This is a genomic window from gamma proteobacterium symbiont of Scutellera amethystina (assembly GCF_059730845.1).
Window position 1 is genome coordinate 3,132,364 of sequence record NZ_AP035935.1, and the last position, 25,316, is coordinate 3,157,679.

Consider the following 25,316-nt stretch of genomic DNA (forward strand, 5'->3'; position numbering starts at 1 on the left):
CGGCGCTTTGCCTGGCTTAGCGCACCGCGTGTGGGCGCGCCGGGCTGAGTCCGGCTTCGCTCAGCAGCGCATTCGCCTGCACCAGCGAATCCTGCGTGATGTCCGCAATGGTTTTCGCGCCGGTCAGCGTCATCGCCACCCTCATCTCTTTCTCAACCAGACTCAGCAGATTCTCCACGCCGCGCTGGCCGTGCGTCGCCAGCGCATAGATAAACGCGCGTCCCAGCAGCACGCTGTCAGCCCCCAGCGCGATCATGCGCACCACATCCAGCCCGTTACGAATGCCGCTGTCGGCCAGAATGGTGATGTCGCCCTTTACCGCGTCGGCGATGGCCGGCAGCGCGCGCGCCGACGACAGCACGCCATCCAGCTGACGTCCGCCGTGGTTGGAGACCACGATGCCATCGGCGCCAAAACGCACCGCATCGCGCGCATCTTCCGGGTCGAGAATGCCTTTGATCACCATCGGCCCTTCCCAGAATTCGCGAATCCACTCCAGATCCTGCCACGAGATCGACGGGTCGAAATTTTTCGCCAGCCAGCCGATATAATCTTCCAGTCCGGTAGGGTTACCGAGGTACGTGGAGATATTGCCGAGATCGTGCGGACGCCCGTGCAGCCCGACGTCCCATGCCCACTGCGGATGGGTGACCGCCTGCCAGTAACGGCGCAGCGCGGCATGCGGGCCGCTCATGCCGGAGTGCGCATCGCGGTAGCGCGCGCCCGGCGTCGGCATATCGACGGTGAACACCAGCGTCGAGCAGCCTGCCACTTTGGCCCGCTCCAGCGCGTTACGCATAAAGCCGCGATCGCGCAGCACATACAGCTGAAACCACATCGGGCGGTTAATCGCCGGTGCCACCTCTTCTATCGGGCACAGCGACACCGTCGACAGGGTAAATGGAATACCGCGATTGGCTGCCGCACGTGCCGCCTGCACTTCACCGCGTCGCGCGTACATGCCGCACAGGCCGACCGGCGCCAGCGCCACCGGCATCGACAGCGTTTCATTGAACAGCCGTGTTTCCAGGCTCAGCTCAGCCATGTTTTTCAGCACGCGCTGACGCAGCGCCACGTCAGAGAGATCGGCCACGTTGCGCTTCAGGGTATGTTCTGCGTAGGCCCCGCCGTCCAGATAGTGAAACAGGAATGGCGGCAGGATACGTTGCGCCGCGGCGCGATAGTCACTGGCAGCAGAAATAATCATCAGTTGTCTTCCTTACGGGTAACCTGCGTGGCGCCCGGTAACCGCGTGATGCGGGCCTGGCGCGCTTCGTCTTCATGCAGCGTTTTCATGGTGGTGTGAACAAAGCCGAGGTGATCCATCGCCGCCTGGCGCGCCGCGTCGGCGTCGCCCGCCATCACCGCATCGAACATCGCCTGATGCTGGGCGTTGAGCTGGTTGAAGATAACCGGCTGGGTGTACATACGCTGGCGGCTGTGCAGCACGGAGGATTGCAGCAGATCGAAAAATCCGCGCATGGTCTGCAGCAGCACCAGATTATGCGAGGCTTCGGCAATGGCGAGGTGGAAGCGCAGATCGGCCTGCGCGGCCAGTTCGGGATCGTCGCAGTCGTTCATTTGTATCAGCGCGTCAAAGGCATAGCGCAGCCGCTCTTTATCCGCCTCGGTGGCGCGCTGCGCGGCGTGCCAGGCGGTGCTGGCCTCAATCGCGTGGCGCGCCTCAAGAATATCCCAGCGGTAGTCAGGATCGGCGGCCAGCAGCTGACGAATCGGCTCAACGATGCGCTGTTCTGACCACGGCTCCTGCGGCTCGCACAGCCAGGTGCCGCCGCCGCGTTTACTGATCAGCACACCACTGCTGATCAGCTGCTGGATGGCCTCACGCACCGACGAGCGCGACACGCCGAAGCGGGCGGCCAGCGCACGCTCCGAAGGTAAACGCATGCCGGGTTTCAGCTGATGCTCTTCAATCCAGGCGCTAAGACGCGCGCGCAGCGTATCCGCCAGCCGCGGTGTGGGTTCAGTCATGGAATCATCCAGGTAAAGACATACGCCTGCAGCGTGGTGATCACGCCGACCATACAGGTAAAAATCAGGCTGTGTTTAACGGTAAACCGGAACAGATCGGACTCGCGCCCCACCAGCCCCACGGCGGCGCAGGCGATGGCGATCGACTGCGGCGAAATCATTTTACCGGTGACGCCACCGGTAGTATTGGCGGCCACCAGCAGCACATCCGACACCCCAATCTGCTGCGCGGTGGTCGCCTGCAGCGCGGCGAACAGCGCGTTGGAAGAGGTATCGGAGCCGGTCAGAAAGACGCCCAGCCAGCCGAGGAACGGCGAGAAGAAGGTGAAGGCCTGACCGGTGTGCGCCAGCGCCAGGGCCAGCGTGGCCGACAGCCCGGAATAGTTTGAGATGAACGCAAAGGCCAGCACCATGCCGATGGAGTAAATCGGCAGCGCCAGCTCCTTCAGGGTTTCGCCAAAGGTGCGCAGCGCCGCCGCCGGCTTCATGCGCAGGAAAATCACCGAAATCACCGCCGCCAGCAGAATCGCAGTGCCGGTGGCGGAGACCACGTCAAATTTGAACAGCGCCGCATACGGCGTTGCTGCGCTCACTACCGGCGGCATGCGTGCCACCAGCTCGTGCAGCAGCGGCACCGGCACGCTAAACACCCAGTCATACAGCGCGCCGCCTTTAGCGAACAGTGCTTTAAACGGCGGAATACTCCACAGCGTAACGGTCGCGGTAAGGAACAGGAACGGCATCCAGGCATGCACAATCTGCGCCAGCGTGTAGCGTTGCGTCCCTGATGGCGCAGTCTCTGGCGCGGGCTCTTTAAAGCGGAAGATGCGCACCGGCTGCCAGCGGCGCAGAAACAGCGTCAGGCAGATCAGCGAAGCCAGCGACGAAATAATGTCCGGCAGCTCCGGGCCAAGGAAGTTAGAGCTGAGGTACTGGGCGATGGCAAACGAGCCGCCGGCCACCATCACCGCCGGCCAGGTCTCTTTGATGCCGCGCCAGCCATCCATGATCGCCATGATCCAGAACAGCACGATGAGGGTGAGAAACGGCAGCTGGCGTCCCGCCATCTGGCCAATCTGGAAGCTGTCCAGCCCGGTGACCTGACCGGCGACGATGATCGGAATCCCCATCGCGCCGAACGCCACCGGCGCGGTGTTGACGATCAGGCACAGTCCGGCGGCATAGAGCGGATTAAAGCCCAGCCCGACCAGCAGTGCGGCGGTGATCGCCACCGGTGCCCCAAAGCCTGCCGCGCCCTCTAAAAACGCGCCAAACGAAAAGCCGACGATCAGCATCTGCAAACGCTGGTCTGGCGTAATGGAGAGAATCGAGGCGCGAATGATATCGAACTGGCCGGTTTTCACCGAGATCTTGTAGACAAATACCGCCGCCACGATAATCCAGGCAATCGGCCACAGGCCGTATAAAAAACCATACGCCACCGACGCCAGCGCCTGGGGCACCGGCATGCCGTACAGCAACAGCGCCACCAGCAGCGCCAGCACCACGGTGATCGTACCGGCCTGATAGCCCTTCAGCTTGAGCTTAATCAGCGCGAAGAAGAAAAAAACAATCGGGATCACCGCCACCAGGCTGGATAGCCACAAATTGTTGAGCGGATCGTAGTTTTGTTGCCACACCTGCATGCCGTTTCTCCAGAGGTCACCAGAGGGATGCGGCGCATCGGCAAAAGCAGGCGTGCGCCGCAGGTAGTTGCCCCGTTTTGGACCACAATTGGTAGGACCACATTGCGGCTGACGGGCTTTATGGCTCCAGATAGTTAATGCATTGTTAACTCAAAGCAACGCGGCAGGCGTGATTTTTCGTATTATGTGACCATGTGGCTACATTTTTATAACATTGGTAGGACCAATCAGCGCGCTGCCGCACCAAAGGCGCGCGCATAGCTGCGCGGATGAAAACGCAGATTCAGTCCGATCAGCCCCAGCGTCACGATGCCCTGCATCAGCCATACGCTGGCAAAGCTATGGGTGAGCACCTGCAACTGACCGGCAATAAACGGCATGCAGCCGGCGATGATGAATCCTGCGCCCTGCATGAAGGCCACCAGCCGCGCGCCTGCCTGCGGCTGCGGCAGATGATCGAGCGCCAGCACCATCGCCAGCGGGAACGCGGCACCGAGACCGAAGCCGGCGATGGCGGCCCACAGCCACGGCGCCAGCAGTGGCGCAAAAAGAAACCCGCTCATCCCGGCCAGCTGACACAGCAGACTGACAATCAGCTGCGGACGACGATCGACACCGCGCGCCAGCAGTGGCATCAGCAGCGCGCCGGCAACCTGGCTCAGAATCATCACGCCCAGCAGCGAGCCGCCGGCCTGCGCCGACCAGCCCAGCCGGTGATACGCATCCGGCAGCCAGGCAACGCAGGTGGCATAGCCGCCGTTGACCAGGCCAAAGCTCAGCGCCAGCGACCAGGCGCGCGGCTTACGCCACAGCGGCGGCAGCGTTACCTGCGCGGCATCCGGCGCAGCAGGCACGCGCACCCGTAGCCACAGCAGGATAGCCAGCAGCACCGGCAGCGCCCAGCCGCTGAGCGCCAGCGGTACGCCAAGCTGCGCGCTGAGCCACGGCGACAGCGTCGCGCCCAGTCCGCCGCCGCCCATCAGCGCGCCCGCCCACAGCCCGGTGACCGCCGCGCTGCGCCGGCTAAAACGCTGACGAATCAGTCCCGGCATCGCCATCTGCACCACGCCGACGCCGATGCCGGCGAACAGCGCGCTGAGCACCAGCCCGCTGCCGCTGTCGATCACGCCGCGCGCCGCCAGTGCCAGCAGCAGCAGCGTCAGCCCGGCCAGCAGTAAGGGCTTTAAGGCCACGCGCTGCATCAGCCTGGCGCTGAACAACGCCACCGCGCCCATCATCACCATCGGCACCGCCGGCAGCAGCGAGGCGGCCAGCACTGACAGATGCAGGCTGTGGCGCAGCTGGCCCAGCAGCGGACTGACCGAGGTCAGCAGCGGGCGCATGTTCAGCCCGGCCAGCACCAGCGCAGCCAGCGTTAACGTATTGGCATGTCGGTTCATAACCCATCCTGCAGTGAAAAGGTTGTCAGCATCGCAGCAGACAGTACTATTTGGAAATGAAATAACACCATGATGGGCAGTGGATAAATGAATCGTCAGCCAATGTTTACGCCGCAGCAGCTATTGAGCTTTGTGGCGGTGTGCGAGACCGCCAGCTTTACCCGCGCCGCCGAGCGTGTGCACCTGTCGCAGTCGACGGTCAGTCAGCAGGTGCGGCGACTGGAAGAGATGGTGGGTAAAGCGCTGTTACAGCGCACCTCGCATCAGGTGGCGCTGACCGAAGAGGGAGAAAAATTGCTCGGCTACGCGCGGCGCATTATCGCCCTCAATGGTGAAGCGCACGATGTGCTGAGCGATAAGTGGCGCGACGGCATTGTGCGCATTGGCGTGCCGGAGGATTTTGCCGCCCCGACCGCCAGCCTGCTGGCCGGATTCAGCCGACAGCATCCGCAGCTGCGTCTTGACGTGATGAGCGGCATGTACGTCGATTTGCATCGCGCATGGCAGCGCGAAGAGCTGGATCTGATGCTGATCAAGCAGCCGGGCGGCGATCGCCCGCTGGCCGCCCGGCCCGAGCCGCTGCTGTGGCTGGACAGTGCTGAACATCCCTGCTTTGACCAGACGCCGCTGCCGCTGGTGGTGTTTCCGCAGCAGGGGCTGTATCGCGAAGATATGTGTCAGACACTGGATGCGCTCGGCCGCAGCTGGCGCATCAGCTACAGCAGCGCCAGTCTCGTGGCCCTCGCCAGCGCCAGCGCCGCTGGTCTCGGCCTGACGCTGCTGCCCGCCAGCTGCCGCCTGCCCGGTCACCGCGTGCTGGGCAGCGCTGAGGGTTTACCGGTGATCAGCCATTTTGAGCTGGCGCTGTTCTGCCGTAAGCCGCAGGATGCGCTGCAACAGGCGCTGGCCGCTGCGCTGGTGCAATTCTGCCAGCTACAGTGGCAGTGATTTTTCCACTGCCTGGCAGTGGGAAATATCGCAGCGCGGCGGCGTCGGTTTTGCCAGATTAGGTTTTTTCCTTTTGCCTGAAGTTTCCGATGCCTCTGACCGCTTCCAGCCGCCGTGATTTCCTCAGCCACGGCGTGCGCCTTACTGCCGCAGGCAGCCTGATGATGGCTGGCATGAGCAGCGCCGCCCGTCCCGACACACCACCGGTCTCGTCCACCCCGCCGCCTGCCGTGGCGCACTATCAGCTGCTGAATGTGCGCCTCGAAGAGGGATTTGAGCGCGACGGCGCGGAGATAGTCGCCACCCGCACTGCGCTGTACGACATCACCATTAAAGAAGGCAAGTTCAGCGCCATTAGCGCCGCCGGCCAGGCGCGCCAGCCTGCCCTGCCGCAGTGGGATGCCGGCGGTGCGCTGCTGTTACCGCGCACGCGGGACATGCACATCCATCTGGATAAAACCTTCTACGGCGGACCGTGGCAGGCACCGCGCCCGCGGCAGGGCAAGACCATCATGGATATGATTGCGCGCGAGCAGGTGCTGATTCCCCAGCTGCTGCCAACCTCGCAGGCGCGCGCCGAAGCGCTGATTGGCCTGCTGCAAAGTAAAGGCAGCACCGAAGCGCGCAGCCACTGCAACATCGATCCAGTCAGTGGCCTGAAAAGTCTCGAACATCTGCAGCTGGCGCTGGCCAACCATCCGGCGTTTCGCTGTGAGATCGTCGCCTTTCCGCAGCATGGTTTGCTGCATTCGCAGGTCGATGGTCTGATGCGCGAGGCGATGCAGCTCGGCGTGCAGTATGTCGGTGGGCTGGATCCCACTAACGTGGACGGCGCCATGCAGGCTTCACTTGATGCGATGTTCCGCATCGCGCTCGATTACGATCGCGGCGTGGACATTCATCTGCATGAGACCAGCGCCGCCGGCGTGGCAGCCATTCAGTACATGATCGCCACCATCGCCCGTAATCCACAGCTGAAAGGCAAAGTGACGCTGAGCCACGGTTTCGCGCTCGCCACGCTGGAAGGTAAGGCGCTGGATGAGATTATCGCCGGCATGGCCGAACAGCAGATGAGCGTGGCGTCAACGATTCCGATTGGCAAGCTGACGATGCCATTGCCGCAGCTGCAGGCAGCGGGCGTGACAGTGATGACCGGCACCGACAGCGTGATCGATCACTGGTCGCCGTTCGGTACCGGCAACATGCTGGAGAAAGCCAATCTGTATGCCCAGCTGTATCGCGGATCGGATGAGTTTGGCCTGAGCCGCGCGCTGCATATCGCCACCGGCGGCATTCTGCCGCTTGCCAACAGCGGTGCGCGCCAGTGGCCACAGCTGCAGGATGAAGCCAGTATGATGCTGGTCGACGCCAGCTGCTCGGCGGAAGCCGTGGCGCGCATTGCGCCGGTGCGCGCTACGTTCCAGCGCGGCACGCCGGTATTCAGCGCCTGATGGCACATCGCAGCCAGCACCAGCACGCCAGACCCGGCCAGAAAAAAGCCTCCCGCAGGAGGCTTTGGAAGGTGACACCGGCGCGGCAAGCCCGATGATAATGCTGGATTTAAGACAACATCTGAATCGCCAGCGCATACAGGCGCTGGTGCTCATCGTCATTAACAGGCTCTTCTTCCGCATAACAGGCAATCATGGAGCTGACTTTATCGGAGGATAACGTCTCTCCATGCAGATGCAGCGTTAGCACGGCGCGGCCGACGATTTTCAGAACGTCTTCGTTTTGTCCCTGGACATAGTGACTCAATGAGGTGACCTCTGAAGTAATTATTAATTGCCAAATGGCGCGCTAAATATAAAGCAAAGCGGTTAGGATTTTTACTCAGATTTTCCGCATAACGCGTAACATATAAGCGAAATATCACTGAAAATCACCGCAACGTGCCGCGATAATGCCGTATCGCTGCGGCTAATATCATTTTTTCCCTCGAAAAAGCGTTTTTACCGTTCGTGCTGCCTCGTGTGAAATTCGGAACATTCATTAAAACTTTGCGATAGTTGCACCTCATCATTGACCTGACAAAGCGCAACGGCTGACTAATTTCACCGCGTGATTATTGCCGTAATTGCCGTTGCCGATAGCCCGCCTTTCTGCCAGACTGGCCGCCGCTATTCCTGCTACTACCTGAGATGCTCCTGTGACTGCTTTTTCTACCCTGACGCAACTGCCTGCCAGCCAGCTCGACAACCTGCGCGAGATGGGCTTCGACGCCATGACGCCGATTCAGGCCGCTTCCCTGCCGGCCATCCTTAGCGGACGCGATGTGCGGGCGCAGGCGCAAACCGGCAGCGGTAAAACCGCCGCCTTCGGTATTGGCGTGCTGAACCGCATCGACAGCGGGCGTTTTCATACCCAGGCGCTGGTGCTGTGCCCGACGCGTGAACTGGCCGACCAGGTCAGCAACGTGCTGCGTCAGCTGGCGCGCTTCACCCGCAACATCAAGATCCTGACGCTGTGCGGCGGCCAGCCAATGAGCGCGCAGCGCGATTCGCTGGTGCACGCGCCGCATATTGTGGTCGGCACGCCGGGGCGCATCCTCGATCATCTCAAGCGTGACAATCTCGATTTAAGTCAGTTGCAGAGCCTGGTGCTGGACGAAGCCGATCGCATGCTGGAGATGGGTTTCCGCGACGATATGGAAGCTATCATTGGCTTTACGCCGGATTCACGTCAGACGCTACTGTTCTCCGCCACCTGGCCCGATACCATTGCCAGCCTGAGTCAGCGCTTTCAGCGCGATGCGCTGGCGGTAGCGACCGAAGCGCAGTCGGAACTGCCGGCGATTGAGCAGCAGTTTATTGAAACCAGCGCCAGCGAGCGTATCAACCTGCTCAGCGCTCTGCTCAGCCAGCAGCAACCGGCTTCCTGCGTGGTGTTCTGTAACACCAAACGGGAATGCGATGAAATTGCAGCCGCGCTCAACGATCGCCAGATCAGCGCGCTGGCGCTGCACGGCGATCTGGAACAGCGCGATCGCGAACGCGTGCTGATTCGCTTTGCCAACGGCAGCATCCGCGTGCTGATCGCCACCGACGTCGCCGCGCGCGGCCTCGACATTAAATCGCTGGCGCTGGTGGTTAACTTCCAGCTGGCGTGGGATCCGGAAGTGCACATCCACCGCATTGGCCGTACCGGCCGCGCCGGCGAACAGGGGCTGGCGGTCAGCTTTGTGGCGGCCGACGAAATGGTGCGCGCTCATGCGCTGGAAGATTACCTGCAGCAGAAGCTCAACTGGCAGCCGGCCAGCACGCTGAAAGGCAAAGGCGCACAGCCGCTGCCGGCGGCAATGATGACGCTTTGCATTGACGGTGGGCGCAAAGCCAAGATGCGTCCCGGCGATATTCTGGGCGCCCTGACCGGTGAAGCCGGTTTCAGCGGCGATCAGATCGGTAAAATCGATCTCACCCCGACCCATGCGTATGTCGCCATCGACGCCGCGCAGGCGAAAAAAGCACTGATCAAGCTGAAAGAGGGCAAGATCAAAGGCAAAAGCGTGCGCGCGATTCTGCTGAAGTAACTGTCGTGAGCGTGAGGGCGATCGCCCTTACGCTAAATTTTCATCGCCCTTCCCTTCATTTTTTTCCTCCGCTGCCGATAAGTTAATCATGGCGCTATTGCCCTGCCCTTTACTCCGCCCAGATTCTGCCCCGAGGCCACAATGGATAATTTTCAGAAAGAGATCGATGAACGCGCCAACCTTGCGCTTTCTAACAAATTCGAACTGCTGCTGTTCCGGCTGGGTTCCGATCGGCTGAAAGGCAAGTCTGAGCTGTACGGCATCAACGTATTTAAACTGCGTGAAATTGTGCCAATGCCGACGATTACCCGCGCCGCCGGCATGAATTCACCGCTGCTCGGCATGGCCAGCATTCGCGGCCAGTTTATTCCGGTAATCGACCTGCCGGCCGTAACCGGCTGCAAACCGGAAACCGGCCTCAACCTGCTGCTGGTCACCGAATACGCGCGCAGCACCCAGGCATTTGCCGTGGAATCAGTGGAGAACATTGTGCGTCTCGACTGGAATCAGGTGCACACGGCGGAAGCAGGCATCGGCAGCCGTAACATCACCAGCATCGCCTGTCTGGACACCGACGGTCAGAGCAACAATCTGGCACTGGTGCTCGACGTCGAGCAGATTCTGTATGACATCATTCCGTCGGTGCGCGGCGTTGAGCCGAGCGAAGAGACGGCGAAGAATTTCAACCTTAAACCCGGCCAGGTTGCGATTGTTGCTGAAGACTCTAAAGTGGCGCGTCAGCTGCTGGAACAGGGGTTGAAAAGCATGGGCATTCCGGCCATCATGCATAATACCGGGCTTGAAGCGTGGATTAAAATCAGCGAGATGCAGAAAGAAGCGCAGGCTAACGGCGAGTCGATTCACGACAAAATCGCGCTGGTGCTGACCGACCTCGAAATGCCGGAGATGGACGGCTTTACCCTGACGCGCAACATCAAGCGCGACGACGCGCTGCGGCAGATTCCGGTGGTGATTCACTCTTCGCTCTCTGGCAGCGCCAACGAAGATCACGTGCGCAAAGTGGGCGCTGACGGTTACGTCGCTAAGTTTGAAATCAACGAGCTTTCCAGCGTGATTTATCGCGTGCTGGAGAAGAAGCGCTAAGCGCTTGCCCCGATTATCCCCTCAGGCGCGATGTTCGCGCCTTTTTTGTGCCCGCTCGCCTGTCATCCGCTGCATTAGCGTAACGGCGTATTTATCCTGTCTTACTGATCTATTAATCGTCTAATGAAATGCGCGATGAATCGCGCCGCTACGGTTTGTGCGACGGGATAATGCAGATATCCCATCCGCAATGAATCATGATGGCGCGACGTGTCACGCAGATATCCCTTTCATAGGATGTCGCTGATAACCGCACGGGCGACTGATTTTCTTTTCGTGTGATGCCGCTGATAACCGCACGGATGGTAGCGGCGCAATTTATTGCGCATTCCGCCATGGTGCAGGAAATGAAATGCGCGATGAATCGCGCCGCTACGGTTTGTGCAACGGGATAATGCAGATATCGCATTCGCAATGAATCATGATGGCGCGACTTATCATGCAGATATTCCTTTCATAAGATGCCGCTGATAACCGCACGGGTAACTGATATTCCTTCCATGTGATGCCGCTGATAACCGCACGGGGAGTAGCGGCGCAATTTATTGCGCGATGCCTTTCAATTGCGCGTCTCAGGTCACCATGAAAGGTGAGCCTGCAGTCTCTGCGCGTTTTTGTAGGGTGCGCAATTTGGTACAAACCGGCCACATGGGTAACACTTTAGACCGGGCACATGGGTAACAGTTATAAACGGCATAGCAGAGGAGACTCACTATGCCCTGGACTGAGACTGTTACCATGCAACGCCTTGAATTCATCCTCGCCTGCCAGGTAGGCGGGGAATCCATGACGCAGCTGTGTCACCGCCACGGCATCAGCCGCAAAACCGGCTACAAGTGGCTCAGCCGCTTTAACCCCGGCGAGCTCTCCTCGCTTGAAAATCTCTCCCGCGCCCGCCATCTCCAGCCCGATAAAATCGCCCCCGACATCGCCGCGCGCCTTGTTCAGTTCCGCCAGCAGCACCCCGACTGGGGGCCAAAAAAAATCCGCCACTGGTTCCTCAGCAACGGCGCTGACTTCATCGTGCCCGCCGCCAGCACCATCGGCGACCTGCTGAAGGCGGCGGGAATGGTGCAGCCGCGGACGCCGCATAAGCGAACGCCGGGCAACCTGCGCAGTCTCACGACACCCGTGAGGAATAACCACGTCTGGAGCGCTGATTTTAAAGGGCGCTTCCGCCTGAAAGACGGCAGCTGGTGCCGCCCCTTCACGCTCACCGATAACCACAGCCGCTACCTGCTGTCCTGCGAGCCGGGCACGTCGGAGACCACGGTGTTCGTGCGCGGCTGCATGGAAAAGGCCTTCCTGGAAGGCGGGCTGCCCGACGTTATCCGCACCGACAACGGCTCGCCCTTCGTTGCGCCGGGCATCCTCGCGCTGACGCAGCTGAGCGTGTGGCTGATAAAACTGGGGATACAGCCGGAAAGAACCGCGCCGGGCTGTCCGGGGCAGAACGCCCGCCACGAGCGGATGCACCGGTCGCTGAAGGTCGCCATGAGCCATCACGACGTCTTTGGCTCGCTGCCGGAGCAGCAGGCGTGGTGCAGCGGATGGCGGAACGAGTTCAATCAGGAAAAGCCGCATGAGGCGCACGGGCAGCAGCCGCCCGCGAAAATATGGACGCCTTCACCGCGGAAATGGAACGGAAAAGTGCCGGAGGTGGGCTATCCGGAGGGGGCGAAGCTGTACAAAGTCGGTGAAAAAGGCGACCTGAGGCTGAACGGGCGGACCTTCCTGAGCGCAGCGTTACGGGGCGAGTACGTGCGGTTCCTGGAAGTGGACGACGGCATTGACGTCATCCTCTTCGACAGGCTCATCCTTGCGTATTATGACCGGGCAGAAAAGCGTATTATCCGGATCGACTGACCACAAAAAGTGTTACCTGTGTGCCCGGTCTGATCTGTTACCCATGTGCCCGGTCGTACCATTTTGCGCACCGGCACAGGCCTTGACGCCAGCTAATTACGACCAGTGATTAATCAACCTTAAGCCCCCTTAACCGTTTTGTGACAAATCCCTAAAAAATTAAAGTTAAAACATTAGCAACCGATAACTTTAGCGCCTGCGCAGGTGGCGCCAGACCCGTCTTGTCGCAACGGCAAAAAATCTTTCCTTTACACATCATCGACATATTGCAGACCCGTCGTCTGCGTTTCCGTTTTAATACAACAGCATTCTGGCATTGCGGGGAGATCCAATGTTGAGCTTAAAGAATATGAAGGTCGGCGTCCGCCTGGGCATCGCCTTTGGTTTAGTGGTGGCACTACTGGTGGTGATTGGTATTACCTCAATCATGAAGATCAACAACATCAAGAGCGGCATTACCTCGATTGTGGAAGATCGCTATGTAAAAGTGCGGCTCGGCTTTGACGTGCGCGATGGCGTCAACGATCAGATCAAATACCTGCGCGGCATCGTCATCGATACCACCCGACCGCAGTTCAACGTGCAGCGCTTTCAGCAGCTGGCAGACGCCACCGCCCGCACCAATGCGGCGATGAAGAAGATCGAAGCGATTCAGATTACCGCCGTAGGCAAAAAGAAAATTGCCAGCCTGCTGGCTGCCAGTCAGCAGTTTGAACAGCAGAAAAATGAGGTACTGGATCTGGTGCGGGCCGGTAAAGCCGATGACGCCAGCTACTACGTACTGAAAAAAATTACCGCCGTGCAGAATGCCTACCTCGACCTGGCGGTGGCGTTTGCGGATTCCCAGTCCTCGCAGCTCCAGCAGGAAGGCGCCGGCATTATTGATGATGGCACCACGGCGATTGAAGTCACGCTGGTGTTCTCCGCGCTCGCCATTCTCGCTGCCGTGGTGATGGGCTGGCTGCTGACCCGTTCGATTGTGCATCCGCTGAATGAAGCGGTGACCATCGCCAGCAAAGTGGCTGCCGGCGATCTCAGCTCGCGCATTGAAATACGCAGCAAAGATGAAACCGGCGCGCTGATGCAGGCGCTGCAGGCGATGAACGATAACCTGCTGACCATTGTTTCCGACGTACGCGCCGGATCCGACACCATCGCCGTAGCGTCCAGCCAGATCTCCAGCGGCAACATAGATCTCTCTTCGCGCACTGAACAGCAGGCCAGCTCGCTGGAAGAGACGGCGTCCGCGATGGAGCAGATGACCGCTACCGTGAAGCACAACGCCGACAATGCGCGCGAAGCCAACTCGCTGGTGGCGAAAACCTCCGGCGTCGCCAAAGAAGGCGGTGAAGTGATGGAGCAGGTGATTGTGAAGATGGAGGCGATTGCCCTCTCCTCGAAGAAGATTGTCGACATCATCAGCGTGATCGACTCTATCGCCTTCCAGACCAACATCCTGTCGCTTAACGCAGCGGTCGAAGCGGCGCGCGCCGGTGAACAGGGTCGCGGATTTGCCGTTGTCGCCACTGAAGTGCGTAACCTGGCGCAGCGTTCTGCCTCTGCGGCGAAAGAGATCAAAGTGCTGATTGAAGACTCGGTGGCGAAGGTGGATGAAGGCAGCCGTCTGGTGACGCACGCCGGTTCGACCATTGGTGAGGTGGTCAATAGCGTAAGCAGCGTGGCGGAGATCATGAGCGAAATCACCATTGCCAGCAGCGAACAGAGCAGCGGCATCAGTGAAATCAATCAGGCCATTACGCAGATGGAAGCGGTGACGCAGCAGAACGCCGCGCTGGTACAGGAAGCGTCCGCTGCGTCTCAGGCGCTGCAGGAGCAGGCCGATCGTCTGGCGCAGTCGATGAGCGTGTTTAAAACCGCTGCGGTTTAAAACAGACAGCCCCGTTCTGCATGCGTCAGACGGGGCCGTTCAGTGTCGCTGGCGTTGTCATGGCGGTGCGCATCGGGTCCGGCGCACCGCGCCCTGCTGTTAATTCATCAGCGAATAAGCGATGGACGAAATCGCCAGAATCCCCACCAGCACCACAAACAGGTTGCTGATTTTGCCGCTGTACTGGCGCATCGCCGGGACTTTATGAATAGCGTACATCGGCATCAGGAACAGAATCATCGCAATCACCGGCCCGCCCAGCGTCTCAATCATGCCGAGAATGCTCGGGTTCAGAGTGGCAACCAGCCAGGTGGTCAGCAGCATAAACAGCGTGGTCAGGCGATTCATTTTCTGCGGCGTGATGGTTTTGCCGCGGCTGCGCAGCGACTTCGCCACCATGCCGTTGAAGCCTTCACGCGCGCCCAGATAGTGGCCGAGGAACGATTTGGTGATCGCCACGATGGCGACAATCGGCCCCATCCAGGCAATCATCGGCACGTTAAAGTGGTTCGCCAGATAGGACAGAATGGTGATGTTCTGCGCCTTTGCTGCCTGTAAATCGGCGGGCGACAGGCTCAGCACGCAGCTGAACACAAAGAACATCACGGTCACCACCATCATCAGATGGGCGCTGGCCAGAATGCGTGAACACTTCTTCTCCGCGCCGGCGCCATACTCGGCGCGTTTCGCCACGGCAAAAGACGAGATAATCGGCGAATGGTTGAAGGAGAACACCATCACCGGAATCGCCAGCCACAGCGTCATCCAGATACTACTGTCGCTGCCGCTTTGCGCAAACGATAAGGTCTCCAGCGCCGCGCCGTGCCAGTGCGGCACCAGATACGCAGCCAGCAGCATCAGCACCGCCACAAATGGAAACACCAGCACGCTCATCGCTTTGACAATCATCTGCTCGCCGAAGCGCACCACCGTCATCATGCCAGCAATCAAAATCAGCGACAGCAGCGCACGCGGCGGCGATACCAGCCCGAGCTGGTGCACAATAAAGCTGTCCACGGTATTGGTGATCGCTACGCTGTACATCAGCAGGATCGGGTAGATGGCAAAGAAGTAAAGCAGCGTGATGATCTTACCGGCGCCGACACCGAAATGCTCTTCCACTACGTCCGTGATATCTGCACCGGGATTTTTGCCGGAGAGCACAAAGCGCGTCAGCGCACGGTGCGCAAAGAAGGTCATCGGGAAGGCGAGAATCGCCATGATGAGTAATGGAATCAACCCGCCCGCGCCGGCGTTAATCGGCAGAAACAGCACCCCTGCGCCAATTGCGGTGCCGTACAGGCCCAGCATCCACACCGTATCACTCTTGCGCCAGCCGGTAGCTGCCGCCTCCACCGTACCGAGGGTACCGGTTTGTGAGTTATCCATCTGTCTCTCCAAAATTGTCTCAAATGCAGCCGGAACGACGGCTAAAAATTCGCGGCGGCCTGCAGCGTGCGGTCGCTTCACAAAACGCGCCTATGCTACCCGTTTTTGCCCGGCGTGGATTGCCGCAACGCAAGACATGCATCACAAAGGCGGTAAAAATGCGCGAGATGGCGATAAAAGCAACAATTACGCACAAAACACGCACGCAATCGATTGCCTGGGGCGCTATTTGACCTGAGAAGCGTCAGGAGTGCAAGACACAGCGCGAAGTGGACGTGAGCGGGAGAATGAAGTGCGGGGATGTTGCCAGCAGCAGAGCGCTGTGAAGGAAACTCCCCCGGCAGCTAGCCTCGGGCAATGCTGTACTTCGCCAGAGGATAACGCCGGGAGAATTGAAAATCAGAACGCCCGCATTCTGTAGAGGGCGTAAAGGAAATAGTACGCTGTGATAGTATTCAAATTGATAATCATGTACTTCAGTTTTTCATTTTTATTCAGCAGCGTAAAAATACCTTTAGAATATTTTCCGCGCTTGATTTGATTAATTTCCTGCGCAATATCGGCAGGTGAAAACGAGGCGTGATACATGGCGGTGACAATCTGCATATCCAGTGCCAGCACGCGTTTCGAGATCGCTTTTAAAAAATGGTCGAGATTACCCGACGCGTACTTTTCCACAATCGAATCGTACAAATCGGTAAGCGACTGTTTACGCACTTTCAGTTCGCTGTACTGCACTTTACGTTTCGACAGCGATCCCGCCACATCCTCATAGTGATAAGCCGCGCCTGGGGTAATGAGAAAATTACTGACGCAGCTGAAAAACTTCAGGTTAAACAGCAGGTCCTCACTCATCGAGACGCCTTCCATGAAGCGCAGATGAAGATCGTCAATAATCTGGCGGCGATAACATTTATTATGCAGATAGCCAATGTTGTCGCTCATCTCCAGCTCGCCCAGCACGTAAGGAATATCCTGCTGGCTGAAGAATCCCGCCTGCGAGACTTTGCCGATACGGTTGTCGTTGAGATTGCCGACCATTAAGTCCACCGCTTCGGCCGGCCAGGCATTGAGATTGAGTTTGAAACTCATCAGAAAGTTATCGTCAACCCAGTCATCCGCATCGAGAAACAGGACATATTCCCCGCTGGCCTGCTGCAGCCCGCTATTGCGTGCCGCACTGACGCCTGCGTTAATTTGATTAAGCACCGTAACCTGCGGATAGTGAGCAAATTCCTGCAAAATTCTGGCACTGTTATCGCGACTGCCATCGTTGACAACAATTATTTCATAGCTACTGAAGGTTTGATTTAATACGCTTTGCAGCGTACGCCGGATAGTGTTTTGCGCGTTATAGACGGGAATGATAATACTAAATAGCGTTTTTTCATTCATGATAAACTCTCTTTACTGTCTGAGGTTTTGATAGTGCTAAAGAGCTGCCATAGTTTCCTGGGGTTGAAAAAGATCAGATGAATACGCATGACCGGCTGCGCCGGGAAAAAATAATTCAGCAGGGAGAACGATAAAAACTCGGTTAATACCACGCTCATGGCGGCACCGGTTAAGCCGAAATGCGGCACCAGCAGCAGCGACGACAGCACGCAAATCACTAATACCGCGAAGGTTTTTTTCACCAGATAGCGATAGCCGTTATATTTAATGATGAAACGATCCATGACGCTGCTCAGCACCGCGCACATCGCACCGAGGCTGAGTAATAACGTCGGCGCGACCGCATCAAGATATTGCTCACCGTAGAAGTCACGAATAAACCAGCCCGACAGCAGCCAGATCGCCACAATTACCGCAGCGGAAACGCCAATCACCAGCAGATGCAGTTTCTGCGCTTTGACGATCGCCTGCTGGTCATTCCGCTCGGCAAAAAATGCCGGATAAAACGACGCCAGCAGCGCGCTGGGTAAAAATACCCAGGCGGTTGACAACGTCAGCGCCACGGAAAAAATGCCCGCCTCTTTCACGCCGAGAAAATAAGAGACGCTGATTTGATTCACGCGGGTATAGAGCGCAACGGCAATCGCAGAGAAGATCAGCGACATGCCGGACACCAGCATGTAGCGCGAATACTTTTTCACGTGGCGCAGCGCCGGAAGCGGTGCACGCCGCTCATACAGCAGAAACAGCGTTAACTTGATGGTGAAAGGAATAAAGGTGGCGAGCACAATCGGAATCGCCAGCCAGGCCGGTTCCAGCTGGTAATAGGAGATCAGAAAGCGCACCGTCAGGCTGATAGCCAGGCCAATGACGTTGGCAATCACATTGAGACGCGCGTTGAGCCTCGCTTCGTTGTAAATATTGACCAGGTCAATGGATGAGAACAGGCAGGCAATGGCTGCCGCGCAGATAAAGACCAGCGCGTCGGCGCTCCACTCCTCTTCCATAATCGCCATGCCAACAATCGACAGCACGCAATACAGCACCAGTACCAGCAGGAAGGTCGCCATCATCAGGCGCAGGCCGGAGTGATGATTCTGCGCGATGCGTTTCAGCAAAATCACATCGCTGCCCATCAGTGCGATGGTCTGAATAAACTGAAATACCAGCATGGCGATGGAGATAATGCCGAAGGTGGTGGGCCCGACGTATTTCGCCACGTAGGAGGTGACAAAGATCAGGCCGAATACCGCAATCAGCTTTTCGGCAATCATCCACATGGAGTTTTTTAATTTGTCTTTCACAACGCCTCCGGTGCGATTATTTCTCTGCCAGCCGGCGCAGCCGTGAAACCAGGCGCGGGCTAATGAAAAACAGCGCAAAGTACAGGCTCCACGGATTAAGTAGCGGTCCGGCGGTGCACCAGCTGCGGAAACTGCGGCGATAGAGCGTGATGTATTCATCAATGAAGGCGCGGCTCAGGCTGTCGCTGTGCAGCCCTTTGTGGATGTAAGACGCCGTGACTTTTAAATAGAGGTGGTAATAGCAGCGATAATGCTGGCTCGATAAAAACGCCTTCATGCCGCTGAACGAGCGGGCAAAAGAGAAATGTTTTTCCCGCAGCGCCGAACGCGTGGCGGAGTGCGTGGATTTGACGTAGTGATAAACCACCCGCTGCGTCATCACTACCTGGCGATCCTGCTGCAGATGCAGGTAGTTCATGACAAACAGCAGGTCTTCGAAATTGGCGATCTCTTCGTTGAACCGCAGCCGGTGCTGACGAATGACATCGCCGCGAAACACCTTGTCGCAGATACCGTGGCGCGGATGGTAATAGAGCAGATCGTTAATCGCCGCCGATACCGACAGCGCGTGCGCCTGTTCACGGTTGGCGGGAAAATCCAGCGGGGCGCCGTCCGGGTTGAAGTGTTGTGACTCACCCACCACCATCGCCGTTTCATCACTCATCAGCCGCACATACGTCGAGAAGGCCTGGGGCGGCAGGAAGTCATCGGCGTCTAAAAAACACAGCAGCCGGCCGCGCGAGGCGCGAATGCCCCGGTTGCGCGCCGCCGAGACGCCCGCGTTGGCCTGGCTGATAAGGTGGAACTGCGGATAACCGGCGTAGCGCTGCAGGATCGCCAGCGAGTCATCGCTGGAGCCGTCATTAATAAAAATGGCCTCAAAGCGAACCTCATCCTGCTGCAGCAGGCTGTCGATGCATCTTTCCAGATAAGCTGCGGCGTTATACACCGGCACAATGACGCTAATCAGCACGTCGTTAACGGGAGTTTGCATATGACCTCAAAACATAATTTATTGGGGGTTGAACCCGCCGTGACAAAATAAAAATCGATACTGAACCGTTAATGCTTAACGTTTAACGGCCTATGCTTTCATCCGGCTTAACATTAATACACCGCTGTTTTCAGAGTTTCCTCAGCAAAATATGACCGCCAGAACACGTCTATTTTTTGCTGCAACAAGATAAGAATTTCGCTATATATTCAGGTCAGGTTTATCTGGCGATTTAAAGGATAAAAACCGCAGGCTACCGCCCCTGGCTTACAGCAACCAGCGTGCTGGAATTCTCTTTGGTGCATTTTCAGGCGTAAAGAAGGGGCGCTGCACTCCGCAGAGTTCAGTGATTTATCAGCCAGTTAGCCCCAACGTTTCCTGCACAGCAACGTATTTATTGCGTTGCTGCCGGGTAAAACATTTATCAGATAGAGGTTTATTCATTATCCTGATCGGCGCTACCTCTCCAGCTATTTTTTGCCGCATCAGGAGAACGGGAACTGCCGACCGCGGTTGAAAAGGTGCATCTTTCGACGGGCCTTCGCAACGAGCGTTACGACATTAACGATATTTGCTGTATGCCCTGCACTTTTATTACGCCGCGATGTGTGTTGCGCGGCGCGGGGTGCAAGTGGCGTTAATTCAGTCCGGCTATCGCAGCCGGACTGCAAATGGCACAAGGCCAAAAATTGCGATCTGATTCAAAACTTTTACCGCATTCTTACCAGGCGCAGTTATAAGGTCAATGCCTTCCAGACCAAAACGGAATTTACTCACCCGCCCCGCCGCCTTATTTCGCGCTGACTGATTAGCATGGATAAAGCGCAACCGCGGCGATTGATAAGGGCGGCGCGTGCTGCTGACCAGGAATAAGAGCAGGGAAACCGGCGGATAAGTCCAGTAGCGTCCTAAGCGGTTGTTATCGCAATGGGTTACGCCCTCGCCGTCCCGCTTAAGCAGTAATAATCTTTATTCATTGTGCTGACCTGCTATTTTTAGTAGTCGTCAAGCCCTGTCTCTATAAATTAGCGCCGCGCGAAAAAATACAGATCCTTACCGCATCACAAACTCAACTTAACGCGATTTCATGCTGCTTATTTTAACAATCAGCGCTTCGCTGACGTGACTTAGGCCAAATATTTTTTTAAAGAAAGCCGGTAAATGCCGATAACGCTATCAGTGTATTTATCAGTGAGCCCGGAAATGATCAGCCTGCAAACCAATCTCTCAGCCCTCAACGCCAGCAAGCAATCTGCCAGAAGTGGCGCGGCGCTGGGCGATGCGATCCGCCATTTATCGTCGGGTATGCGCATCACCAGCGCGCGTGACGATGCGGCAGGTCAGGCGATTGGTAACCGTTTTAGCAGCCAGCAGAACGGCCTGGCGGTGGCGCAGCGTAATACCGGTGACGGCCTGTCACTGGTCGAAACCGCGGAAAGCGCGCTGGATGAGATCAATAACCGCCTGCAGCGGATTCGCCAGCTGGCGGTTCAGGGATTAAACAGCACCAATTCGCAGAGCGACTCGGACGCCATTCAGGCGGAGATTAACCTCAATCTGAAAGAGATTGACCGGCTCAACACCACCAGCAGCTTTAACGGCATCAGGCTGCTGGATGGCAGCGCCGGTAAGCTGGGATTCCAGGTTGGCGCTAATGACAACGAGAAAATCAGTCTCGACCTGTCGGCGCCCGGCTTCAGCGTGGAGGCGCTGGGACTTAAGGATTTGGTGATCAGCGGCATCAGCGGCAAAGTGACTAATGTAACTACCCTCACCGGCCTCGCCACCAATATGGCGTTCAGCAACCCGGCAATTACCGTGAACTATCTGCCCGCCAGCGGCTCACCGCAGCTGGTGCGCAGCAGTGGTGATAACCGCCAGTACGTGCAGAGCAGCGACGCCGACGGCAAGCCGGTCTATTATCTGGCCGCCGTCAGTGCGCGCTGGGACACCGCCACGGCTGCCGGTAACGTCTCGATTAGCCGCAGCAATCCGGCGCCGCTGTACAGCAACGTCAGCAGCATTGCGTCGCGCACCATCCCGGCGGTTAATTTTCAGGACAGCAGTGGCAGCGCGCTGAGCACCACGCCCGCAGCCACGTTAACGCAGGATAATGGCCAGTATTATATTGAGCAGAACAACAGCTGGTATCCGGCCACGCTCAGCTTTGGCAGCAGCGGCGCAGTAACGGCACGCATGACCGGCGGTGCCGCCAAAACCGACAGCGATTTCGCGACCCTGCCGACCACGGTGACCGACACGCCGGCGATCGACACCAGCACCGCCAGCCTCAGCTTTAGCGATGCCAGCGGCAACGCGGTGAGCAATGGCCGTCTGCTGCGCACCAGCGGCGGGCAGTATGTAATGGAAGTGGATAACGGCGGCGGTAACTACCAGTATTACAACGCCGCCGTCAGCGCGACCTCGGATGGCACCAGTAATGCCCTGAGCATCGTCGCGACCAGCGCCAGCAGCATTAACAGCTTCAGTGCGGTAAACAGCGTGACCGGCACCTCCTACATCACGCTCGATCCGGCCAATGTGGATGTGCGCTATACCGATGTCGATGGCAACAGCAGTAATGATGTGCTGAAACTCGACGCCGACGGCAATTACTACATGGATGTGCCGAACGGCAATCTGGATAAAACCGCCACCTTCGTGCGCAGTGACAGCAGCGGCAACCTGATGCTGAAAACCCTGCAGGGCGTGGGTGACGTGCAGATTTACTTCCAGGCGGCTTTGTCGTCAGTGACCGATGCCTCCACCAACTTTACGACGCTGCGCGTGGCCGAGACCGGTTCAGAGATCCGCCTGAAGCATCCGGACGATCCGCTCGCCACGCTGGATCGCGCCATCGGGCAAATCGACAGTCAGCGCACCCGTCTGGGCGCCGTTGCTAACCGGCTGCTCTCGGCGCAAACGCTGCAGGGTAACGCCACCGCCGCGATTGCGGCATCGCGCTCCCGTATTGAGGATGCGGATTACGCCACGGAAGTCTCCAGCCTGTCGCGTCAGCAAATTCTGCAACAGGCCAGCAGCGCCCTGCTGGCGCAGGCTAATCAGCTGCCGCAGCAGGTGCTGAAGTTACTGAACGCCTGATAAAGGACGTCATCCGGCTTCAGATGAGGCAGAAGCATCACGCTGCTCACGCACAAATTCGGTGAGCGCCCGCAGTGCCGGCGGCACCAGCCGGTGTCCCGGATAGTAGAGGCAGAGCGCACCGAGGGGCACCTGCCAGCCCGGCAATAGGTGCACCAGTCGGCCCGCCTGCACATCCGCCGCAACCTGCTGTTCCGTCATGCAGGCAATGCCCAGACCCGCCAGCGCCGCCTGGTGGATGGCGCTCATGTCGCTGGCCGCCATACGCGGCTCGCCCTGCAGCCGATAACGCTGCTGCTGCTGGCTCAGCTCCCAGCGGTAAACGCTGCCGTCCGCCATGCGCATACACAGGGTTTGATGCTGATCGAGCGCCTCTGGCGTCTGCGGTGTGCCCGCGTGTGTGAGGTAGGCTGGCGCGGCCACCACAATCATGCGCATTTCCGGCGTCAGCCTGACGGCAATCATATCGCCCGGCACGTCCTCTGCCAGCCGAATGCCGGCATCAAAGCCGTCGGCCACGATATCCACCCGCTCTTTCTGGCTGTAAATATCGACGCGAATGCGCGGATAGCGCTGCAGGAACGGCAGCAATATCGATGCGTACCACAGCGCGCTGCTCTCCGGCGGCACGTTAAGACGCAGCATGCCGGCCGGATCGCCCGGATCGCTACCGGCTTCCTCAGCCGCGCTGCGGATCATCGCCAGCGCTGGCACAATTTTCTCGCTGAAACGCCGTCCGGCATCGGTCAGCGCGACGCTGCGCGTGGTGCGGTTGAAGAGCCGCACGCCCAGCCGTTTCTCCAGCGCGGCAACCGCATTGGTCACCGCCGAAGGCGACATCTCCAGCTCGCTGGCCGCCGCTTTAAAGGTGCCGCGGCGCGCGACCGCCAGCACAATTTCCAGTTCAGTCAGACCTGTCCGGTTCATCAATTATTCCGTTTCGCGCAATACCCTTTGCAGGCGGAGGCGGATTATCGCCGCCGGTGGTGCGTGCTACTTTGCCGCCACGCAACATGCAAAGGAGCATAGCCATGCACATGATTGAACACATCTATATCAACGGCCAGTTTGTCACTCCTGACGGCGATGAATGGCTGGATATTATCAAACCTGCCGACGGCAGCGTAATCGGTAAAGCGCGTCTGGCCAATGCGCAGGATGCTGAACGCGCAATTGCGGCAGCCGCGGCGGCGTTTCCCGCCCTGGCCGCGACCACGGTGGCGCAGCGCATCACCCTGCTGGAACAGATGTACCATGCGGTTAACCGTGCCGAAAGCGAGCTGCGCGCGGCGATCCTTGAGGAGTACGGCGCGCCCACCGCACGCTCCGAGTGGATGAGCCGCTATCCGGCTGATGTGATTCTGCAGGTGATTGAAGAGCTGAAACGCTATCCGTTTGTACAACAGGCAGGTCGCGCGCAGGTGCAAATGCTGCCGCTCGGCGTTGCCGGCCTGATCACGCCATGGAACAGCAACGCGGGCTTTATCTGCCACAAACTGGCGACCGCGATTGCCGCAGGCTGTACCGCCGTGATCAAACCCAGCGAGTTCAGCCTGTTGCAGACCCAGGTGATCACTAGGGCGCTGCACACCGCCGGTTTGCCTGCGGGAGTGTTTAATATCGTCACCGGACGCGGCGCCAGCGTCGGCGAAGCCCTGAGCCGCAGTCCGCAGGTGGCGAAAATTTCCTTTACCGGCTCGACCGCCACCGGCAAAGCGATTCTGCGCAGCGCCGCCGACACCTTTAAACGCGTCACGCTGGAACTGGGCGGTAAATCGCCGACGCTGATTTTGCCGGATGCCGATGCCGCGCAGGCAGCCGGGCTGGCGGTTCAGGCTGGCTTTATCAACAGCGGCCAGGCCTGTATTGCCGGCACGCGCATTCTGGTGCCGGAGCAGCGCAAGGCCGAGTTCGAACAAGCGCTGACGGCGGCAGTCGCTGCGGAGGTCTCCGGCGATCCGGCTGACGCGCGCACCACCATTGGGCCGATGGTCAACGAGAAACAGTGGCAGCGCGTGCAGCACTATATCGCGCTCGGCGAACAACAGGGCGCGCGCCTGCTGACCGGCGGCAGCGGCCGCCCGGACGGGCTGCACCACGGCTGGTATATCCGCCCGACGCTATTCAGCGATGTCACCAATGAAATGCCGCTGGCGCGCGAAGAGATTTTTGGCCCGGTGCTGAGCATCCTGACTTACCGCGATGAAGCCGAAGCCATCGCCATGGCCAACGACAGCGATTACGGCCTGTCGGCACTGGTGATCGGGGCGGATGAACAGCATGCACGCATCGTGGGAGAACAGCTGATCGCCGGCCGCGTGATGATCAACACGCTGGCACACGAACCGCGCGCGCCGTTCGGCGGTTTCCGCCACTCCGGCATCGGCCGGGAGATGGGTCAGGCGGGTATCAGCGCGTTTCTGGAACCACGGGCGCTGATTGCTGGTTAAGGATGAGGTGAGCGCTGCAGTGAATAGCACTGCGGCGCAGGGTGTCGCGCCAGAGCAATGCGCCTCTTTTAGATTGTGATTATCCTGACGCCCATCACCTTTCTGCGCACGCAAAAATCGCCATGTTTATAGGTGTTGAGGGCACAAATCTGTCACACAGGCTGAATCGGGACAGTAACAATATTAGATAAGGGATTGATTTAACTGGTGCCGGAAACAGGAGTCGAACCTGCGACCTTCGCATTACGAATGCGCTGCTCTACCAACTGAGCTATACCGGCATTGAGGCGGGAACTACGGGGAGTAAAC

19 protein-coding genes and 1 tRNA gene are annotated in these 25,316 nt (G+C 58.6%); 9 read left to right on the top strand and 11 right to left on the bottom strand.

Annotation, left to right across the window (positions count from 1 at the left end; genetic code table 11):
• Nucleotides 1–16: 16 nt before the first annotated feature.
• The 4 genes from lldD to AC6I79_RS14825 form a co-directional block, all read right to left on the bottom strand.
• Nucleotides 17–1,207: an FMN-dependent L-lactate dehydrogenase LldD gene (gene lldD / locus AC6I79_RS14810; protein ID WP_498027355.1), complete on the bottom strand. Its 1,191-nt coding sequence runs from the start codon at nucleotides 1,205–1,207 to the stop codon at nucleotides 17–19.
• A complete protein-coding gene (gene lldR, locus AC6I79_RS14815) occupies nucleotides 1,207–1,992 on the bottom strand; it encodes a transcriptional regulator LldR (protein ID WP_059011939.1) in 786 nt (261 codons plus the stop codon). The genes lldD and lldR overlap by 1 nt, the downstream gene beginning before the upstream one ends.
• Nucleotides 1,989–3,638: an L-lactate permease gene (gene lldP, locus AC6I79_RS14820; protein ID WP_159377456.1), complete on the bottom strand. Its 1,650-nt coding sequence runs from the start codon at nucleotides 3,636–3,638 to the stop codon at nucleotides 1,989–1,991. The genes lldR and lldP overlap by 4 nt, the downstream gene beginning before the upstream one ends.
• 227 nt (nucleotides 3,639–3,865) lie before the next feature.
• Nucleotides 3,866–5,038, bottom strand: a complete 1,173-nt coding sequence (locus AC6I79_RS14825; RefSeq protein ID WP_498027356.1) for a cyanate transporter — start codon at nucleotides 5,036–5,038, stop codon at nucleotides 3,866–3,868.
• Nucleotides 5,039–5,125: 87 nt separating this feature from the next.
• Here AC6I79_RS14825 and AC6I79_RS14830 point away from each other — a divergent pair, with 87 nt between their 5' ends.
• Both AC6I79_RS14830 and AC6I79_RS14835 read left to right on the top strand, forming a co-directional pair.
• Nucleotides 5,126–5,986, top strand: coding sequence for a LysR family transcriptional regulator (locus AC6I79_RS14830; protein ID WP_058757998.1), 861 nt, complete (start codon nucleotides 5,126–5,128; stop codon nucleotides 5,984–5,986).
• Nucleotides 5,987–6,075: 89 nt separating this feature from the next.
• Nucleotides 6,076–7,437: an amidohydrolase family protein gene (locus AC6I79_RS14835; protein WP_159377458.1), complete on the top strand. Its 1,362-nt coding sequence runs from the start codon at nucleotides 6,076–6,078 to the stop codon at nucleotides 7,435–7,437.
• 109 nt (nucleotides 7,438–7,546) lie between these two features.
• Here AC6I79_RS14835 and AC6I79_RS14840 read toward each other — a convergent pair whose 3' ends face one another.
• The gene (locus tag AC6I79_RS14840; protein ID WP_010618157.1) at nucleotides 7,547–7,744 is read right to left on the bottom strand and encodes a hypothetical protein; all 198 of its coding nucleotides are present in this window, start codon (nucleotides 7,742–7,744) and stop codon (nucleotides 7,547–7,549) included.
• A 391-nt stretch (nucleotides 7,745–8,135) separates the two neighbouring features.
• On the opposite strand from AC6I79_RS14840, the gene dbpA reads away from it, so the two are divergent.
• From dbpA to AC6I79_RS14860, 4 genes are all read left to right on the top strand, one after another.
• Nucleotides 8,136–9,515, top strand: coding sequence for an ATP-dependent RNA helicase DbpA (dbpA, locus tag AC6I79_RS14845; RefSeq protein ID WP_159377459.1), 1,380 nt, complete (start codon nucleotides 8,136–8,138; stop codon nucleotides 9,513–9,515).
• 141 nt (nucleotides 9,516–9,656) lie between these two features.
• Nucleotides 9,657–10,619, top strand: a complete 963-nt coding sequence (locus AC6I79_RS14850) for a chemotaxis protein (RefSeq protein WP_021507259.1) — start codon at nucleotides 9,657–9,659, stop codon at nucleotides 10,617–10,619.
• A 738-nt stretch (nucleotides 10,620–11,357) separates the two neighbouring features.
• Nucleotides 11,358–12,485 (top strand): DDE-type integrase/transposase/recombinase, encoded by a 1,128-nt coding sequence (locus tag AC6I79_RS14855; RefSeq protein ID WP_159377460.1) that lies wholly within the window; start codon nucleotides 11,358–11,360, stop codon nucleotides 12,483–12,485.
• A gap of 331 nt (nucleotides 12,486–12,816) precedes the next feature.
• Nucleotides 12,817–14,373, top strand: a complete 1,557-nt coding sequence (locus tag AC6I79_RS14860) for a methyl-accepting chemotaxis protein (protein WP_136547420.1) — start codon at nucleotides 12,817–12,819, stop codon at nucleotides 14,371–14,373.
• 99 nt (nucleotides 14,374–14,472) lie between these two features.
• On the opposite strand, the gene AC6I79_RS14865 is transcribed toward AC6I79_RS14860, so the two are convergent.
• Nucleotides 14,473–15,762 carry an HAAAP family serine/threonine permease gene (locus AC6I79_RS14865; RefSeq protein ID WP_021507261.1) on the bottom strand — a complete coding sequence of 430 codons (1,290 nt, stop codon included), beginning with the start codon at nucleotides 15,760–15,762 and terminating at the stop codon, nucleotides 14,473–14,475.
• Between AC6I79_RS14865 and AC6I79_RS14870 the strand changes: the two genes are divergently transcribed.
• On the top strand, nucleotides 15,750–15,995 hold the full coding sequence (locus AC6I79_RS14870; protein WP_315655215.1) for a hypothetical protein: 246 nt from the start codon (nucleotides 15,750–15,752) through the stop codon (nucleotides 15,993–15,995). The two genes, AC6I79_RS14865 and AC6I79_RS14870, sit on opposite strands and share 13 nt — an antisense overlap.
• A 166-nt stretch (nucleotides 15,996–16,161) precedes the next feature.
• On the opposite strand, the gene AC6I79_RS14875 is transcribed toward AC6I79_RS14870, so the two are convergent.
• From AC6I79_RS14875 to AC6I79_RS14885, 3 genes are read right to left on the bottom strand one after another with little or no spacing between them, the layout of a single operon-like run.
• Nucleotides 16,162–17,157, bottom strand: coding sequence for a glycosyltransferase family 2 protein (locus tag AC6I79_RS14875; RefSeq protein WP_241798724.1), 996 nt, complete (start codon nucleotides 17,155–17,157; stop codon nucleotides 16,162–16,164).
• Nucleotides 17,154–18,461: an oligosaccharide flippase family protein gene (locus AC6I79_RS14880; RefSeq protein ID WP_058775186.1), complete on the bottom strand. Its 1,308-nt coding sequence runs from the start codon at nucleotides 18,459–18,461 to the stop codon at nucleotides 17,154–17,156. The genes AC6I79_RS14875 and AC6I79_RS14880 overlap by 4 nt, the downstream gene beginning before the upstream one ends.
• Before the next feature lie 16 nt (nucleotides 18,462–18,477).
• Nucleotides 18,478–19,455, bottom strand: coding sequence for a glycosyltransferase family 2 protein (locus AC6I79_RS14885; protein ID WP_166709652.1), 978 nt, complete (start codon nucleotides 19,453–19,455; stop codon nucleotides 18,478–18,480).
• A 1,203-nt stretch (nucleotides 19,456–20,658) separates the two neighbouring features.
• On the opposite strand from AC6I79_RS14885, the gene AC6I79_RS14890 reads away from it, so the two are divergent.
• Nucleotides 20,659–22,557: a flagellin N-terminal helical domain-containing protein gene (locus AC6I79_RS14890; RefSeq protein WP_498027357.1), complete on the top strand. Its 1,899-nt coding sequence runs from the start codon at nucleotides 20,659–20,661 to the stop codon at nucleotides 22,555–22,557.
• Between the two features lie 9 nt (nucleotides 22,558–22,566).
• Here AC6I79_RS14890 and AC6I79_RS14895 read toward each other — a convergent pair whose 3' ends face one another.
• On the bottom strand, nucleotides 22,567–23,484 hold the full coding sequence (locus AC6I79_RS14895) for a LysR family transcriptional regulator (protein ID WP_498027358.1): 918 nt from the start codon (nucleotides 23,482–23,484) through the stop codon (nucleotides 22,567–22,569).
• A 104-nt stretch (nucleotides 23,485–23,588) separates the two neighbouring features.
• On the opposite strand from AC6I79_RS14895, the gene AC6I79_RS14900 reads away from it, so the two are divergent.
• Nucleotides 23,589–25,007, top strand: coding sequence for an aldehyde dehydrogenase family protein (locus AC6I79_RS14900; protein ID WP_159377465.1), 1,419 nt, complete (start codon nucleotides 23,589–23,591; stop codon nucleotides 25,005–25,007).
• Between the two features lie 205 nt (nucleotides 25,008–25,212).
• Here the strand turns inward: AC6I79_RS14900 and AC6I79_RS14905 are convergent.
• Nucleotides 25,213–25,288, bottom strand: a tRNA-Thr gene (locus tag AC6I79_RS14905).
• Nucleotides 25,289–25,316: the final 28 nt, after the last annotated feature.